This window comes from Streptomyces sp. NPDC059443 (genome assembly GCF_042750105.1).
GTDB lineage: Bacteria > Actinomycetota > Actinomycetes > Streptomycetales > Streptomycetaceae > Streptomyces.
In genome coordinates, this window is sequence record NZ_JBHYVM010000026.1 from 110,501 (window position 1) to 125,864 (window position 15,364).

General features: G+C 73.5%; 14 protein-coding genes. 6 read left to right on the forward strand and 8 right to left on the reverse strand.

Annotated features, from left to right (window positions below; translation table 11 throughout):
- Position 1: 1 nt before the first annotated feature.
- Positions 2-1,447: a WGR domain-containing protein gene (locus tag ACFXDJ_RS24235; RefSeq protein WP_384652368.1), complete on the forward strand. Its 1,446-nt coding sequence runs from the start codon at positions 2-4 to the stop codon at positions 1,445-1,447.
- A gap of 6 nt (positions 1,448-1,453) precedes the next feature.
- Here the strand turns inward: ACFXDJ_RS24235 and ACFXDJ_RS24240 are convergent, their stop codons facing one another.
- Positions 1,454-1,846, reverse strand: coding sequence for a cupin domain-containing protein (locus tag ACFXDJ_RS24240; RefSeq protein ID WP_384652366.1), 393 nt, complete (start codon positions 1,844-1,846; stop codon positions 1,454-1,456).
- Positions 1,847-1,986: 140 nt separating this feature from the next.
- Here ACFXDJ_RS24240 and ACFXDJ_RS24245 point away from each other — a divergent pair, with 140 nt between their 5' ends.
- The gene (locus ACFXDJ_RS24245; RefSeq protein ID WP_384652364.1) at positions 1,987-2,664 is read left to right on the forward strand and encodes a DUF2293 domain-containing protein; all 678 of its coding nucleotides are present in this window, start codon (positions 1,987-1,989) and stop codon (positions 2,662-2,664) included.
- Here ACFXDJ_RS24245 and ACFXDJ_RS24250 read toward each other — a convergent pair.
- Positions 2,657-3,358 carry a chaplin gene (locus ACFXDJ_RS24250; protein WP_384652363.1) on the reverse strand — a complete coding sequence of 234 codons (702 nt, stop codon included), beginning with the start codon at positions 3,356-3,358 and terminating at the stop codon, positions 2,657-2,659. The two genes, ACFXDJ_RS24245 and ACFXDJ_RS24250, sit on opposite strands and share 8 nt — an antisense overlap.
- Positions 3,359-3,521: 163 nt before the next feature.
- Between ACFXDJ_RS24250 and ACFXDJ_RS24255 the strand changes: the two genes are divergently transcribed.
- Positions 3,522-4,067: a hypothetical protein gene (locus ACFXDJ_RS24255; RefSeq protein WP_384652361.1), complete on the forward strand. Its 546-nt coding sequence runs from the start codon at positions 3,522-3,524 to the stop codon at positions 4,065-4,067.
- Here the strand turns inward: ACFXDJ_RS24255 and ACFXDJ_RS24260 are convergent.
- Together ACFXDJ_RS24260 and ACFXDJ_RS24265 are read right to left on the reverse strand one after the other, a co-directional pair.
- A complete protein-coding gene (locus ACFXDJ_RS24260) occupies positions 4,048-5,253 on the reverse strand; it encodes an SWIM zinc finger family protein (RefSeq protein ID WP_384652359.1) in 1,206 nt (401 codons plus the stop codon). The two genes, ACFXDJ_RS24255 and ACFXDJ_RS24260, sit on opposite strands and share 20 nt — an antisense overlap.
- Entirely contained in the window at positions 5,250-8,096 is a 2,847-nt protein-coding gene (locus ACFXDJ_RS24265; protein WP_384652357.1) for an SNF2-related protein, read from the reverse strand. The genes ACFXDJ_RS24260 and ACFXDJ_RS24265 overlap by 4 nt, the downstream gene beginning before the upstream one ends.
- Positions 8,097-8,322: 226 nt before the next feature.
- Between ACFXDJ_RS24265 and ACFXDJ_RS24270 the strand changes: the two genes are divergently transcribed.
- On the forward strand, positions 8,323-8,580 hold the full coding sequence (locus ACFXDJ_RS24270; protein WP_384652355.1) for a DUF6343 family protein: 258 nt from the start codon (positions 8,323-8,325) through the stop codon (positions 8,578-8,580).
- Positions 8,581-8,583: 3 nt separating this feature from the next.
- Here the strand turns inward: ACFXDJ_RS24270 and ACFXDJ_RS24275 are convergent, their stop codons facing one another.
- From ACFXDJ_RS24275 to rpsA, 4 genes are all read right to left on the reverse strand, one after another.
- The gene (locus ACFXDJ_RS24275; RefSeq protein WP_330295826.1) at positions 8,584-8,973 is read right to left on the reverse strand and encodes a tetratricopeptide repeat protein; all 390 of its coding nucleotides are present in this window, start codon (positions 8,971-8,973) and stop codon (positions 8,584-8,586) included.
- 88 nt (positions 8,974-9,061) lie between these two features.
- Positions 9,062-9,688, reverse strand: coding sequence for a dephospho-CoA kinase (gene coaE, locus ACFXDJ_RS24280; protein ID WP_384652353.1), 627 nt, complete (start codon positions 9,686-9,688; stop codon positions 9,062-9,064).
- A gap of 104 nt (positions 9,689-9,792) precedes the next feature.
- Positions 9,793-10,731 (reverse strand): PAC2 family protein, encoded by a 939-nt coding sequence (locus ACFXDJ_RS24285; protein ID WP_384652398.1) that lies wholly within the window; start codon positions 10,729-10,731, stop codon positions 9,793-9,795.
- Between the two features lie 209 nt (positions 10,732-10,940).
- A complete protein-coding gene (gene rpsA, locus ACFXDJ_RS24290; protein ID WP_254383748.1) occupies positions 10,941-12,458 on the reverse strand; it encodes a 30S ribosomal protein S1 in 1,518 nt (505 codons plus the stop codon).
- Positions 12,459-12,827: 369 nt separating this feature from the next.
- Here rpsA and ACFXDJ_RS24295 point away from each other — a divergent pair, with 369 nt between their 5' ends.
- Both ACFXDJ_RS24295 and ACFXDJ_RS24300 read left to right on the forward strand, forming a co-directional pair.
- The gene (locus tag ACFXDJ_RS24295) at positions 12,828-13,685 is read left to right on the forward strand and encodes a class I SAM-dependent methyltransferase (RefSeq protein ID WP_384652350.1); all 858 of its coding nucleotides are present in this window, start codon (positions 12,828-12,830) and stop codon (positions 13,683-13,685) included.
- A gap of 81 nt (positions 13,686-13,766) precedes the next feature.
- A partial coding sequence (locus tag ACFXDJ_RS24300; RefSeq protein WP_384850260.1) for a DEAD/DEAH box helicase occupies positions 13,767-15,364 on the forward strand: 1,598 nt, incomplete at its 3' end.

Sequence of the window (15,364 nt, forward strand, 5' to 3'; positions counted from 1 at the left end):
CATGGCTGCCGAGACGACGTATCTGGAGCTGTCGCAGGACGACGGCGGGGCCCACAAGTTCTACGAGGTGACCGTGAACGGCACCGCCATGTCCGTGCGGTACGGGCGCATCGGTGCGGACGGCCAGCTCCAGAACTCCTCCTTCCCCACCGTCGAGAAGGCGCGGGCGGCCGCCGCCAAGAAGGTCGGCGAGAAGATCCGCAAGGGGTACGCCCCGGCGGTACGGGGCGGGCGCGCGGCCCGGTCGGTGACGCGCCGCCAGGTGACCTCGGCACCGTCCACGGCACGCGCGACGGCCCCGGTGCTGTGGCGGTTCCGTACGGGTTCGGCCGCCTTCGGGATCCACATGGACGAGGACCGCTGCTGGGTGGGCAACCAGGCCGGCGACGTCTACACCCTGAGCCACGGCGGCGAGGTGCTGGCCCGCTATTCCCTGCCGGACGGGGTGAAGTGTCTGGTGGCGGACGAGTTCTGGATATACGCCGGCTGCGACGACGGCACGGTGTACGACCTGTCGTCGAAGGTGCCGTTCGGGGCGTACGACATCGCCGCCGACGTGGACATCTTCTGGCTCGACATCCACGAGGGCGTGCTGAACGTCGCCGACCACAACGGGGGGCTGACGGTCATCGACCACGAGGACGAGTTCCAGTGGTCGCGGCGGTCCTCCGGCACCAACGCGTGGATGGTGCGCGCGGACGAGCGCGCCGTCTACCACGGCCACAGCAAGGGCGTGACGGCCTACGCTCCGGACGGCGGCGGGCAGTTGTGGCACACGCAGACCGACGGCGCGGTGCTGTTCGGCTGGCAGGAGGACCACGCGGTGTACGCGGGGACCGGCCGCAACACCGTGCAGCGGCTGTCGAAGGCGACGGGCGCGCTGGAGGCCTCGTACCGGTGCGACGCGGCGGTGTACTCGTGCGCCACTTCGCCGGACGGCCGGCACGTCTTCGCCGGTGACCTCGCCTCCTCGGTGTACTGCTTCGACGCCGACGGGCGGCGGCTGTGGAAGCTGGGCACCGGCAGCGGGTCCGCGCTGTCCATGCAGTACCTGGACGAGCGGCTGTACCTGGTCACCACGGACGGGTCACTGGTGTGCGTGGACGCGAGCGAGGCGGCGATCGCCGCGGCCCGACAGGGGTCGGTCCCGACGGCGGTGGACGTGAAGTCGGCGGCCGCGCTCCCCGTCTTCACCCCGGCCGCGACCCCCGCCGCGGTGGCGACGGTGACGGTGGGATCGGTGCCCGCGGGCGGTGTGGTCGTGGAGTGCGTGCAGCAGGGCGGCCGGATGCGCGTCCAGGTGGTGTCGGGCGGCTTCGAGCCCTCGTGGAACGTGCAGTTCCCGCGCGGGATCCGGGAGCCGGGCGCGCGGTACGTGGTGGACGGGCTGCACCCGGCTTCGGGAGGGTTCTACCGCGTGCGCGGGGAAATACGCCGCCTGGTCTGACCCGGTTCACCGCGTGCGCGTGGGGCACGCGCACGGCGTGGCCCCGGGCGGGGCGTCGGCGGGCAGCGCGAAGGGGGCGCCCTCGGCGAGGGCGGCCGTCACGCAGAGCACGACCGGCTCCGGCCCGAGGTTGCGGCCGAGGTGGACGTGGTGGATTCCGGCCGGTTCGACGAAGCTGGTGCCGGTGCGGTGCACCTCGACCGTGCCGTCGTGCAGGACCCGGGTCAGGGTCCCGGACTTGACCACCGCTATCAGCGGGACCTGGTGGTAGTGCCAGCCGGTGCAGCCCCCCGGCTCTATGGCGATCTCTCTCGCCACGAGGTCTGAGGCCGCCTCCTCTTTGAAGCGCCGGGCCGCCGCCGTCTTCGGTCGTCGCGCCGTCGCCTGCCGTCCACCCATGCGTTCCTCCTCCATGGGCCCGCCGCGGCCCCCTCGACTCACGGTAGGAGGACATCACGAGGTCGGGTAAGGCTTTGTGAAAGCGCAACTACCCATACCTACAAGGTGATATACGGCCCGGACAGCGGTATCACACCGTCATGAGTCTGGTCGTTTTCGAGTCGATGAAGCAGATCCACTGCGCGCAATGCAGGCAGGGCCCGCTACGGCACCTCGTCCGCGAGGCCGGCGTACCCCGCTGCCTCGACTGCGCCGACCTCGGACACCTCGTCTACCTGCCGCGCGGCGACGCGGCCCTGACCCGGCGGGCCCACCAGGCCAGTTCGCTCTCCGCCGTCGTCGTCCGCTTCCACCGGAGCCGCCGCCGCTACGAGCGCCAGGGCCTCCTCGTCGAGGACGCGGCCCTCGCCCGCGCGGAGCGGGCCTGTCTCGCGGACGCCGAAGCACGGGCCCGGCGCCGGGAGCGCGACCGGCTGCGCCGGGCGGCCGAGGACACCCGCTTCACGGCCGCCTTCGCCGCCGAGATCCTGCGGCTCTTCCCCGGCTGCCCGGCGGAGCGGGCGCAGGCCATCGCCGCGCACGCCTCGGTGCGCGGCAGCGGCCGGGTCGGGCGCAGCGCGGCCGGCCGGGCCCTGGACGAGGCGGCCGTCTCGGCGGCGGTACGGGCGGCCGTGCGCCACCTCGACACCGAGTACGACGCCCTGCTGATGGGCGGCCTCCCGCGCTTCGCGGCACGGGCCCGGCTGGCACCGCGGATCGACGCGATCCTCGACGGCTGGCGGACCGGGGCCGACGCGGCTTCCCGGAAGGCTAGTTGACCCGGAAGCGGCGGTAGAGGAGGGCCCCGCCGAGCAGCAGGGCGGCGCCGCCGGGCAGGAGGTAGCCGATGCCTTCGGCGCCGGTGTGGGCGAGCACTTCGGGGCCCTGCGCCGGCGCCGGCGGGGTGACGGGCCGCACGGTGGCCGGCGGCTGGGCGGGGTGGCCGGCGCTCGGTGGCCGACCGTTGACGGAGGTGTTGCCCACGGCGGAGTCGCCGACGCCGACGACGCTCACCGAGTTGCCGCTGATGTTCACGGGTACGTCCACCGGAAGCTGGAGCCCGTTGCCGGACAGCAGCCCCGGAGAATCCTTTCCGCGCCCCTCGGCTCCCGCTCCCCCGCCACTGCCCGCCCCGTTGCCCGCACCATGGCCGCCCGCACCGTTTCCGGCGCCGGGTTTCGAGGAGTGCGAGGGCTGGGACGACGGATGGGAGGGTCCCGATCCGGGATGCCCGGGGTGCCCACCGCCGTCCGGGGTCCCGTTGGCGCACCGGTTCCCGGCGGCCGAGTTGAGCACGCCGACCACGCTCACGGTGTTCCCGCACACGTTCACCGGGGTGTGCACCGGCAGCTGCACCAGATTCCCCGACAGCAACCCCGGCGAGCGTTCCGCCTGCCCGCCCGCGTCCGCGTCGGCGTAGGCGTAGGCGAAGCCGCCCACCCCCGCGACCGCCAGTCCACCTCCCGCAACCACCGCCGCGATCAAGCCATTCCGACGATTGTGACGCATCAGTTTTCCCGCCTTCCGGAGGAGTCCACGGGCGCTTCGCCCGTACCGGAGACAACGCGGTAAACCCGTTCGGGTTATAGAGCCGGTAGGCATTTCACTCCATCGTGTACTGGGTAATCCCTACTTCATGACTCGCCCCCTGCTGCTCCTCGACGTCGACGGCCCCCTCAATCCGTTCAAGTCCCGCCTCGCGGGACTCCGCGGATACACCGGCCACCGGATGTGGCCGACCGTCTGGATGTCCTACCGCACACCGGGTTCCCGCCGCGCCCGACGGGGCGCGCGCGTACACCTCCACCCCGCCCACGGAGCCCGCCTGCTGGCCCTGCCCTACGAACTCACCTGGGCCACCGCCTGGACGCACGAGGCCAACACGATGATCGCCCCGCACATAGGACTTCCCGCTGATCTTCCTGTCATCGAATGGCCGGAACTCTTCGCCCCCGACCCCGACGGCCTCTCGTGGAAGACCCGGCACCTCGTCGACTGGGCGGCCGGCCGGCCCTTCGCCTGGGTGGACGACATGATCACCCCCCGCGACCGCGCCTGGGTCCGGGCCCACCACCCGGCCCCGGCCCTGCTCCTACGCATCCACCCCCGCCAGGGCCTGCGCACCGCCGACTTCGCCACCCTGAACAGCTGGGCGGCCGGGCTCAGCGCAGGAGCGCCGTGACCGGGTCCGGGGAAGGCCGGCCCGTGGGCCACCAGTCGTCCGGGCCCTCTCCCGCCTCGTAGGCGTACCAGAGGGAATCGCGGCCCAGACGGAGCTGGCGGGTGGCGGCCGTGAGGCGGTTGCGGTCGGGGCGGAAGGAACCCTGGGCGGCGGCGAGGAGCACCGGGCGGGCCCGGTCGAAGGGGCCGGCCGGCGGATCCCACGGCTCTTCCAGCGCGAGCAGGGCGGGCAGCCCGCCCTGACGCCAGGCCGCAGCGCCCCGGGCGAGGTCGGTGGTGCTGCGGTCCGTGGCGCGGGCCAGGTCCCGGTAGAGGACGCGGGCCGCGCCGGTGAGCCCGGCGGTGTGGTGCGCCGATGCCAGCCGGACCGCGTCCTGCCAGCGGGTCAGGCCGCCGATCGGGTCCTCGCCGGTGGTCAGCAGGGCCAGGGCGCGGGCGGCCGCGTCCGCGGCGAGCTGGTCCAGGGCCAGCGGATCCGGAGCGGCGGGATCGGCCGGATAGGCGGGCGGCAGCCCGACGGCGGCGGGCGCGCGAAGCGGGGCGGGCAGCAGCGCCACGGCGGCGCGGGCGAGCGCCGCACGGGCTGGCACGCCGGGGAAGTCGGGTGCCTCGTCAGGCTGTTCGCGCGCGGCGTGGGCGGCGTTGCGGCGGGTGAGCTCCTCCAGCAGCTCCCGCTCGCCCCGGCCGCGCAGCAGCAGGAGCACGAACGGGTCGGAGTCCAGGAGACGGGCCGCGCGGTAGCAGAGCGCGGCGGCGTGCTTGCACGGCGGGCGGGCGACGTCCGGGCAGGAGCAGCGCGCCACGAGCTCGCCCGCACCGGGCAGGACCGACTCTGCGAGGGACTCCGGGACCTCCCGCTCCAGCAGCGCGGCGAGCGCCGTCGGGTCGGCCGCGACCGACTCCAGGAGCTCGCGCCATTCGGCGTCCCCGAAGGCGGGCAGGGACAGCTCGGTGCGGTACGGGCGCGGCCGGCTGCCCCGTACGTAGGCCACGATCCGGCCCGGGGTGATGGTGACGGCGTCCACGTGGCCCTCGGCCGCGTAGGTACGCCCCCGGACCAGTCGGGCCCCGTCGCGGGCCGCGGATTCGAGGGCCGACACCCAGGCCCGGCCCCACCAGCTGACGGCCTCCACCCCGGGCGGCACGGTCTCGAAGGTGCGGCGGCGGTCGTCCCGCGCGGTGATCACACGGGCCTGCGCAGGGAGACGAGGTCGGCCAGCTCGCGGTCGGTGAGCTCGGTCAGCGCCGATTCGCCGGAGCCGAGCACGGCATCGGCCAGCGCCCGCTTGGCCTCCAGCATCTCGGCGATCCGGTCCTCCACGGTGCCTTCGGCGATGATCCGGTGGACCTGGACGGGCTGGGTCTGGCCGATGCGGTAGGCCCGGTCGGTGGCCTGCTCCTCGACGGCCGGGTTCCACCAGCGGTCGTAGTGGATGACATGGCCGGCCCGGGTCAGGTTGAGGCCGGTGCCCGCCGCCTTGAGGGAGAGCAGGAAGACCGGGCTCTCGCCCGCCTGGAACCGGTCCACGAGCTCTTCGCGGCGGGCAACGGGCGTCCCGCCGTGCAGCAGTTGACAGGGGATCTGGCGCGCGGCGAGATGACGCTCGATGAGCCGGGCCATCGTCACGTACTGCGTGAAGACCAGCACCGAGCCGCCCTCGGCGAGGATCGTGTCGAGCAGCTCGTCCAGCAGGGCCAGCTTCCCGGAGCGGTGCGCGACCCGGGGCTGTTCTTCCTTCAGATACTGCGCGGGATGGTTGCAGATCTGCTTGAGCGAGCCCAGCAGCTTCATGATCATGCCGCGCCGCTCGATGCCCTCGCTCGCCCCGATCACGGCCATCGCCTCGTCCACCGCCGCCTGGTAGAGGGAGACCTGCTCGCGGGTCAGGGACACGGGGTGGTCGGTCTCCGTCTTCGGCGGCAGCTCGGGGGCGATCCCCGGGTCGGACTTCTTGCGCCGCAGCAGGAACGGCCGCACCAGCGCCGCCAGTCGGGCGACCGCCGCCTCGTTGCCGCCGTCCTCCTCGTTCTGGTGCTCCACGGGCCGGGCGTGGCGGGCCCGGAACGCGGTGAGCGGCCCCAGCAGCCCCGGCGTCGTCCAGTCCAGGAGCGCCCACAGCTCCGACAGGTTGTTCTCCACCGGGGTACCGGTCAGCGCCACCCGCGCCGGAGCCGGGATGGTGCGCAGCGCCTTCGCGGTCGCCGAGTGCGGATTCTTGACGTGCTGGGCCTCGTCGGCGACGACCATGCCCCAGGGCTGCTCGGCCAGCCGGGCCGCTCCCGCGCGCATCGTCCCGTAGGTGGTGAGGACGAATCCGCCCTTCAGCCCTTCGAGGCTGCGCCCCGCCCCGTGGAAACGGCGCACCGGGGTACCGGGCGCGAACCTCTCGATCTCCCGCTGCCAGTTGCCCAGGAGCGAGGCCGGGCAGACCACGAGCGTCGGCTCGGGGCGGTCGCGGTGCAGGTGCAGCGCGATCAGGGTGACCGTCTTGCCCAGGCCCATGTCGTCGGCAAGGCAACCGCCCAGACCGAGCGAGGTCATCAGGTCCAGCCAGGCCAGACCCCGGGCCTGGTAGTCGCGCAGGGTGGCCTTGAGCGCGGCCGGCTGGGGCAGCGGGGCCAGGTCCCCGGTCAGCCGCTCCCGCAGCGCGGCCAGCGCCCCGACCGGGACCGCGGCCACCTGCTCCCCGTCCACCTCGGCCGTACCCGTCAGTACGGTGGCCAGCGCGTCCACCGGGTCCAGCAGCCCCAGCTCCCGCTTGCGCGCCTTGCGCACCAGCTCCGGATCGACCCGCACCCACTGGTCGCGCAGCCGCACCACGGGCCGGTGGGCCTGCGCGAGGGCGTCCATCTCCCCCGGGGTGAGCCGGTCTCCGCCGAGCGCCAGCTCCCAGGAGAAGGCGAAGAGCTGCTGGGCGTCGAAGAAGGCGGTGCCGTCGGTGGCGGAACCGGGCGCGGTGGACCGTACGACCGCGGTCGCGGAGAGCGTACGGGCCAGGTCGCGCGGCCAGTGGACCAGGACCCCGGCCTCCGCCAGCCGCACCGCCGCCCGGCCCAGCAGGTCTTCGAGCTCGGGATCCGACAGGGCCAGGACATCGGGGACCTGCTGGTCCAGCAGGCGCAGCAACGGCGGCCACACGCGGGCCGCCCGGCGCAGCGCGAGCACGGCGTCGATCCGGGCGCGGGGGCCGAAACCGGCCGCGGCGGCGCCCGCCCACAGCACCGAGGCGTCCGTGATCAGGGTCGGGTCGGCGAGGCTGTGCACCTGCACCACGGCGGCTCCGGCCCGGCGGACGTCCTCCATCGGCGTGGTCTCGTCCGCTGCCGCCGCCTCGTCGAAGAGCCGGAAGGACGACAGGTCGAGGCGGAGCGAGATACCGACCCCCGTATCGGCACCGGAGGCGACCTGCGCGGCCCACTCCTGTATCCCGGGAACGTGCTGCGGCTCCCGGGCGGCGAACGGGCGGCCCACGGCGAAGGGCGCCGCCGGGGTACGGGGCAGGCTGTCCGCGACGGCGTCGAGGAACGCCCGGACCAGCGCCTCCGGTTCGGGCAGGTGCAGCGGGCGGCGGCCGGCGAGCGGGGTGGCGTACCCCTCGGGGGGCAACGCCGCGGCGACGGCCCGCAGATACCCGATGTCCTCGGCGTCGAGGGGACCGGCCCGCCAGGCGTCCATGCCCTCGGGGGTCAGCCCGGGCAGCAGGCGGCCGCGGGCCACGAGGGTGAGCGCCTGCACGGCGGCGGTCCCCCAGGCCCGGGTCGCGGGGTGGGCGGCGGGACTGCGGACCGCGCGGACGAGCAGGGGCAGGGCGGCGGTGACCGTCAGCGTGACGGCGGGCACGGTCCGGCTGCGGACGGACTCGCCGTGGGGGCGGACCACGGTGAGGGGCCGCTGCGAGCCCGCCTCGGGCAGGGGGGCGCCGTCGGGGGACCAGAAGGCGATGCGGCTCTCGCGGGGGACGGCGGCGGGGAGGAAGACGGCGGGGTGGCGGAGCAGTGCGGGTGGCTCCGCCGGTGTTTGCGTGGTCATGGTGTCCCTCCCCCCTTCTTGGTCAGACGGATCCCGTCTGTCGTCGAGTCTAGGTGCGGGCACTGACAATGCGGTGAGCTGCGCGTTTGCCGGTGGTCGGGCCGCTGCGCGGGGCCGTCCCCGACCCGCCCTTCCACCGTTCCCCGGGCTCTGCCCGGACCCGGTCCTCAAACGCCGGACAGGCTAAAACGTGCCCCGGTGGGACCATGGAGGGGAGGCGATGGTCATGCGTACCGGGAACGAGCCGGTGACCGCGCGCAGTCCGCTGCGGCTGCGGTTCTGGCTGAGTGTGTGGGGGATGTTCTGGTCCGCCGCCGGGGCCGCGGTGTTCTCGCTCGCCGGCCGGCCCGGGTGGGCGGCCGCCTGTGCCGCCGTCACCGTGCTCGCCGCGGTGGACCTGGGCGTCGTGCTTCATCACATCCACCAGGGCCCCCACTACCAGCCGGGCCCGGAGATCCCCCCGTACGAGCCCCCGAGGCGGTAGCTGCTACTCGTCGAAGCGGGCCGCCGCCAGGTAGTCCGGCTGCGGGTCGAGGGCCGCCGCCAGCCGGAAGTGCTTGCGGGCCTGCTCCGGCCGGCCCGCGCGCTCGTGGGTGCGGGCCAGCGCGAAGTGGGCGAACGCGTTGTCCGGCTCCCGCTCCAGCACCAGCTCGAATTCCAGCGCCGCCGGACGCAGCTGGGCCGCCGCGAAGAAGGCCCGCGCGCGCAGCAGCCGGGCCGCCGTGTTCTCGGGGTGGGCCGCTATGACCGAGTCGAGCAGTTTCACCGCGCCGCGCGGGTCGCGCGCGGCGAGCAGCTGCTCGGCGGCCCGGTAGTCGATGACGTGCGTCTCGGGCGACGGAGACGGCGACGGGAGCTGCGGCGTGGTGTCGGACACGGTCTGTTCCTTCCCTCTACAGGCGCGTTCAACGCCCCACGCCCCACCCGCTATTCCGGGAACACGCCGGTGCCTGCGGGCCCCCGTCTCAGGCGCCGGGGCCGGATGCCGCCGCCGCCCGCTCCGTGAGTTCCTCCCACACCTTGCGCACCTGCGGTTCCAGCGCCTCCAGCGGCCCGTCGTTGTCGATGACGAGCGTGGCCACGGCCAGCCGCTGCTCCCGCGTGGCCTGCGCGGCCATCCGGGCCCGGGCCTCCGGCTCCTCCATGCCCCGCAGCCCGGTGAGTCGGGCCAGCTGGGTGGCGGGCGCCGCGTCCACCACGACGACCAGGTCGTACAGCGGCGCGAGCCCGTTCTCGGCGAGCAGCGGTACGTCGTGCACCACGATCGCGTCCGGTCCCGCGGCCACCGCGGCCGCTTCCAGCTCCGCGGACCGGGCTCCGACCAGGGGGTGCACGATCCCGTTGAGGATCTTCAGCTTCTCAGGGTCGGCGAACACGATGGACCCCAGCTTCGGCCGGTCCAGCGCCCCGTCCGGCGTCAGCACGGACTCCCCGAAGGCCGCCACGACGGCCGCCAGCCCGGGTGTGCCCGGCTCCACGACCTCCCGCGCAATCCGGTCGGCGTCCACCACGACCGCCCCGTACCCCGCCAGCAGCCGCGATACCTCGCTCTTGCCGGCGCCGATTCCGCCTGTCAGGCCAACTTTCAACATGCCCGGCAGACTAACCCCCGCGCCCTGGACCCCGTACAGCCCCGCGGCCCAACGAGCCGTGGTCGGCCATCAGCGGTCAGCCGTCACCGGTCGGCCGAAGGCCGTCAGCCCTCGCCCTCGCGCTCCGCCAGGAACCGCTCGAACTCGCGCCCGATCTCGTCCGCCGACGGGATCTCCGCGGGCTCCGCGATCATGTTGCCCCGGGTCTCGGCCCCGGCCGCCGCGTCGTACTGGTGCTCCAGCCCCTGCACCAGGCTGACCAGCTCCTCGTCGCCCTCCCGGATCTGCCGGTCGATCTCCGTCTGCGTGCGGTGCGCCTCGGTGCGCAGGGCGTGCGCGACCGCCGGCAGGACCAGCCCGGTCGCGGCCGTGATCGCCTCCAGGGCCGTCAGCGCAGCGTCCGGGTACGGGGAGCGCGCCACGTAGTGCGGCACGTGGGCGGCGACACCCAGTACGTCGTGCCCCCACTGGCCGAGGCGGAACTCCACCAGCGACTCGGCGCTGCCCGGCACCTGCGCCTCGTCGAAGGGGCTGCGGTGGCCCGGCATGAGGTCGGTCCGGTTGCCGTGCGGGGTGATCCCGACGGGCCGGGTGTGCGGAACGCCCATGGGGATGCCGTGGAAGTTCACGGAGAGCCGCACGCCCAGGCGCTCGACGATCTGCCGGACGGCGACGGCGAAGCGCTCCCACTCCACGTCCGGCTCGGGGCCGGACAGCAGCAGGAACGGCGCGCCCGTGGCGTCCTGGACGAGGCGCACCTCCAGGAGGGGCTCCTCGAAGTCGGTCCAGTGGTCGCGCTGGAAGGTCAGCAGCGGGCGGCGCGCCCGGTAGTCGACCAGGCGGTCCGCGTCGAAACGGGCCACGACCTGGTGGGGCAGCGTGTCGAGCAGCCGCTCGACGATCTGCTCACCCGTCTCACCCGCGTCGATGTACCCCTCGAAGTGGTAGAGCATGACCAACCCGGCCGAGTCCTGGGCGAGCGCCAGGTCGGCCACCGCCAGGCCCTTGGCGTCCCATTCGTACAAACCCTGTGGATCAAGCACCGTCACCACTCCTCCTCGCCGCGTTCCCTGCCAAGAACGTCCAAGGGACCGTCACCATTCCCCAGTTGGCCGTATTCGCGGGAACTCGCGAAGAACCGGCGGCCGCGCGGGAACCCGTACAACGCGGTGAGGCCCGCCCCCCGAAGGGGACGGGCCTCACCGTTGAACATCAACTCAGCTCAGCTCGCGCTGACGCTGCGCTGCTGCGATCAGCTCTGGCCGCCGGCCAGCTTCTCGCGGAGCGCGGCCAGGGCCTCGTCCGACGCCAGGGCGCCAGAGGTCTCGTCCGCACCCTCGGAGGAGTACGAACCACCCGAGATGCCCGCACCGGCGCTGCTGCTGCCACCGGCGGCCGGAGCGGCCGCACCCTCGGCAGCGGCGGCCTCGTCGGCCTCGCGGCTCTTGATGACCTGAGCCTGGTGCTGCTCGAAGCGCTGCTGCGCCTCGGCGTACTGGCCCTCCCAGGCTTCGCGCTGCTTGTCGAAGCCCTCGAGCCAGTCGTTGGTCTCGGGGTCGAAGCCCTCGGGGTAGATGTAGTTGCCCTGGTCGTCGTAAGACGCGGCCATGCCGTACAGGGTCGGGTCGAACTCGACCGACGCCGGGTCGGCACCGAAGGACTCGTTGGCCTGCTTCAGCGACAGCGAGATCCGGCGACGCTCGAGGTCGATGTCGATGACCTTGACGAAGATCTCGTCGTTGACCTGGACGACCTGCTCCGGGATCTCCACGTGGCGCTCGGCCAGCTCGGAGATGTGGACCAGACCCTCGATGCCCTCGTCCACGCGGACGAACGCACCGAACGGAACCAGCTTGGTGACCTTACCCGGGACGACCTGACCGATCTGGTGCGTCCGGGCGAACTGCTGCCACGGGTCTTCCTGCGTCGCCTTCAGCGACAGGGAGACGCGCTCGCGGTCCATGTCGACGTCGAGGACCTCGACGGTGACTTCCTGGCCGACCTCGACAACCTCGGACGGGTGGTCGATGTGCTTCCAGGACAGCTCGGAGACGTGGACGAGACCGTCGACGCCACCCAGGTCCACGAAGGCACCGAAGTTGACGATCGAGGAAACGACGCCGGAGCGGACCTGACCCTTCTGCAGGGTGGTGAGGAACGTCTGGCGAACCTCGGACTGGGTCTGCTCGAGCCAGGCACGGCGGGACAGGACCACGTTGTTGCGGTTCTTGTCCAGCTCGATGATCTTCGCCTCGAGCTCCTTGCCCACGTAGGGCTGGAGGTCGCGGACGCGACGCATCTCGACGAGGGAAGCCGGGAGGAAGCCACGGAGGCCGATGTCGAGGATGAGACCACCCTTGACGACCTCGATGACGGTACCGGTGACGATGCCGTCTTCTTCCTTGATCTTCTCGATCGTGCCCCAGGCGCGCTCGTACTGCGCACGCTTCTTGGACAGGATCAGACGGCCTTCCTTGTCCTCCTTCTGGAGAACCAGGGCCTCGATCTCGTCGCCGACCTTGACGACCTCGTTCGGGTCGACATCGTGCTTGATCGAGAGCTCGCGGCTCGGGATGACGCCCTCGGTCTTGTAACCGATGTCGAGGAGAACCTCATCACGGTCGACCTTCACGATGACGCCGTCGACGATGTCGCCGTCGTTGAAGTACTTGATCGTCTCGTCGATCGCGGCGAGGAACGCTGCCTCGTCACCGATGTCGTTGACCGCAACCTGCGGGGTGGTGGCGGTGGTCTCGGTGCTGCTCGTCATGTGGGTAAGGGCTCCGGTTACGGACAGAAAGTCGTAGGTACTGCTACGCCGGGAGCCCTTATCGGCATCTGCCGAAGAAGCCGGACAGCCAAGGAAGCCCCAGTTCCGCGAAACGCGGGGTGGGGGCCTCGAAAACCGAGGGGTCATCAACAGATACAAGCGCAGCCTGCTAGGTCTGAGGAGCACAGGCTCGCAGCGCAACTTGTAGCATACGGGGGCAGCCGGACAGGGTCAATGCGCGAAGGCGGACACCCCCGGCGGATCGCCGCATAACCGGCACAATTCGTGGGCAGGGGGGCGCCGATGGCCCCTCCAGCCCACTTTTCGCAGACATTCGCCAGACATTCGCAGACTACGACGACGGGCCCCATGAACCAAGAGGACTACGCCCCCGAAGAAGCGTACGAAGCCGGAACGGACGCCGGGGACGACGCCGAGGACGCCGAGGCCACCCGCCGTGACGCCGGGGAAGCGGAGAGCAGCCGGGCCAGCCGGGGCTGGTGGGACAGCAACGCCGACGAGTACCAGAGCGAGCACGGAGCCTTCCTCGGCGACGACCGCTTCGTCTGGGGCCCCGAGGGCCTCGACGAGGCGGAGGCCGCCCTCCTGGGCCCCGCCGCCGCCCTCAAGGGCAAGGACGTCCTGGAGATCGGCGCCGGCGCCGCCCAGTGCTCGCGCTGGCTGGCCGCCCAGGGCGCCCGGCCCGTAGCCCTGGACCTCTCCCACCGCCAGCTCCAGCACGCCCTGCGCATCGGCGATGAGGTCCCCCTCGTCGAGGCCGACGCCGGAAGGCTCCCCTTCCGCGACGGCTCCTTCGACCTCGCCTGTTCCGCGTACGGGGCCGTCCCCTTCGTCGCCGACCCCGTGAACGTGATGCGCGAGGTGCACCGCGTCCTGCGCCCCGGCGGCCGCTGGGTCTTCTCCGTCACCCACCCCGTCCGCTGGGCCTTCCCCGACGAACCCGGCCCCGAGGGGCTCTCCGTCTCCGCCTCCTACTTCGACCGCACCCCCTACGTCGAACAGGACGAGCAGGGCCGCGCCGTGTACGTGGAGCACCACCGCACCCTCGGCGACCGGGTACGGGACGTGGTCGCGGGCGGTTTCCGCCTGATCGACCTGGTCGAGCCGGAGTGGCCCGCCTGGAACAGCCAGGAGTGGGGCGGCTGGTCCCCGCTGCGCGGCAACCTGATCCCCGGTACGGCGATCTTCGTCTGCGAGCGGGACTGAGCGACTGGGAGCGAGCGACTGGGACTGGGCGAGCGGGACCGACCGAGCGGGACGGAGCGCATCGCCAGCGAGACTGGGCACATGACGCGCCCGCCCACGCCCCAGCTCCGCACGGCCGACCTCGACTCCCTCCCCGTACGGGAGGCGGTGCCCGCGCTCGTCGCCGCGCTGGACGCCCACGGCACCGCCGTCCTCTGTGCCCCGCCCGGCACCGGCAAGACCACGCTGGTGCCCCTGGTGCTGGCGGGGCTGGTGGGGGATGGCCCCCGCCGCCGGGTCGTGGTCGCCGAACCCCGCCGGATCGCTGCCCGCGCGGCAGCCCGGCGGATGGCCTGGCTGCTGGGCGAGCAGGTCGGCGCCTCGGTGGGCTTCACGGTGCGCGGCGAGCGGGTGGCGGGCCCGGGGACGGTGGTCGAGGTCGTGACCACCGGTGTGCTGCTCCAGCGCCTCCAGCGGGACCAGGAGCTCTCCGGCGTCGACCTGGTGGTCCTGGACGAGTGCCACGAGCGGCACCTGGACGCCGACACGGTCGCCGCCTTCCTCCTGGACGTACGCGAAAACCTGCGCCCGGAGCTACGGCTCCTCGCGGCTTCGGCGACCACCGACGCGGCCGGATGGTCGCGGGTGCTCGGTCGGGGCGGCCCTGGCGGCGCCCCGGTGGTGGAGGCCGCGGGAATCTCCTACCCGGTGGAGACCGTGTGGGCCCCGCCGGCCCGGCCGGTGCGGCCGCCGCACGGGATGCGGGTGGACCCGGCGCAGCTGACGCACGTGGCCTCGGTGGTGCGGCGGGCGCTGGCGGAACGCTCCGGCGACGTCCTGTGCTTCCTCCCCGGAGTCGGCGAGATCGCCCGGGTCGCCGGGCAGCTCGCCGGGGCCGACGCGGAGGTCCTCCAGATCCACGGCCGCGCCCCGGCCGCCGTCCAGGACGCGGTCCTGTCCCCGGCCGGTCACCGCCGGGTGATCCTCTCCACCGCCGTCGCGGAGTCCAGCCTGACCGTCCCCGGCGTACGGATCGTCGTGGACTCGGGGCTCGCCCGCGAACCCCGGGTGGACCACGCGCGGGGCCTGGGCGCGCTGGCGACCGTACGGGCGTCCCGCGCGGCCGGACGCCAGCGCGCGGGCCGCGCCGGGCGCGAGGCCCCGGGCACGGTGTACCGCTGCTGGGCCGAAGCGGAGGACGGCCGGCTCCCCGCCTTCCCCTCCCCCGAGATCCGGATCGCGGACCTGGCGCAGTTCGCCCTCCAGGCCGCCTGCTGGGGCGACCCCGACGCGGCCGGGCTGGCCCTGCTCGACCCGCCGCCGGCCGGAGCGATGGCCGCGGCGCGGGAGGTGCTGCTGGCGGTGGGCGCGGTGACCACGGCGGGCCGGCCGACCCAGCGCGGGCTGCGGATGGCCCGCCTGGGCCTGCATCCGCGCCTGGCCCGCGCCCTGCTCGACGGCTCCGCCGCACTGGGGCCCCGGCGGGCGGCGGAGCTGGTGGCGCTGCTGAGCGAGGAGCCGCCGCGGGAGTACGGGGACGACCTGGCCGCCGCGTGGCGCCGGGCCCGCGCGGGCGGCGACGGCTACGCGTCGCGCTGGCGCGCGGAGAGCCGCCGCCTGGAGCGCGCCGCGACCGAGAGGGACCCTGCGGGGCCTTCCCCCACCCCGCCCCTTCCCGAAACCGGGGCTCCGCCCCGGAC

What these genes read in the sequence shown, in the direction of transcription:
- ACFXDJ_RS24235 (WP_384652368.1), top strand. Translation starts at nt 2, where the DNA reads ATGGCTGCCGAGACGACGTATCTGGAGCTGTCGCAGGACGACGGCGGG.
- coaE (WP_384652353.1), bottom strand. Translation starts at nt 9,688, where the DNA reads ATGTTGAAAGTTGGCCTGACAGGCGGAATCGGCGCCGGCAAGAGCGAG.
- rpsA (WP_254383748.1), bottom strand. Translation starts at nt 12,458, where the DNA reads ATGACGAGCAGCACCGAGACCACCGCCACCACCCCGCAGGTTGCGGTC.
- ACFXDJ_RS24270 (WP_384652355.1), top strand. Translation starts at nt 8,323, where the DNA reads ATGCGTACCGGGAACGAGCCGGTGACCGCGCGCAGTCCGCTGCGGCTG.
- ACFXDJ_RS24265 (WP_384652357.1), bottom strand. Translation starts at nt 8,096, where the DNA reads ATGACCACGCAAACACCGGCGGAGCCACCCGCACTGCTCCGCCACCCC.
- ACFXDJ_RS24255 (WP_384652361.1), top strand. Translation starts at nt 3,522, where the DNA reads ATGACTCGCCCCCTGCTGCTCCTCGACGTCGACGGCCCCCTCAATCCG.
- ACFXDJ_RS24240 (WP_384652366.1), bottom strand. Translation starts at nt 1,846, where the DNA reads ATGGGTGGACGGCAGGCGACGGCGCGACGACCGAAGACGGCGGCGGCC.
- ACFXDJ_RS24295 (WP_384652350.1), top strand. Translation starts at nt 12,828, where the DNA reads ATGAACCAAGAGGACTACGCCCCCGAAGAAGCGTACGAAGCCGGAACG.
- ACFXDJ_RS24245 (WP_384652364.1), top strand. Translation starts at nt 1,987, where the DNA reads ATGAGTCTGGTCGTTTTCGAGTCGATGAAGCAGATCCACTGCGCGCAA.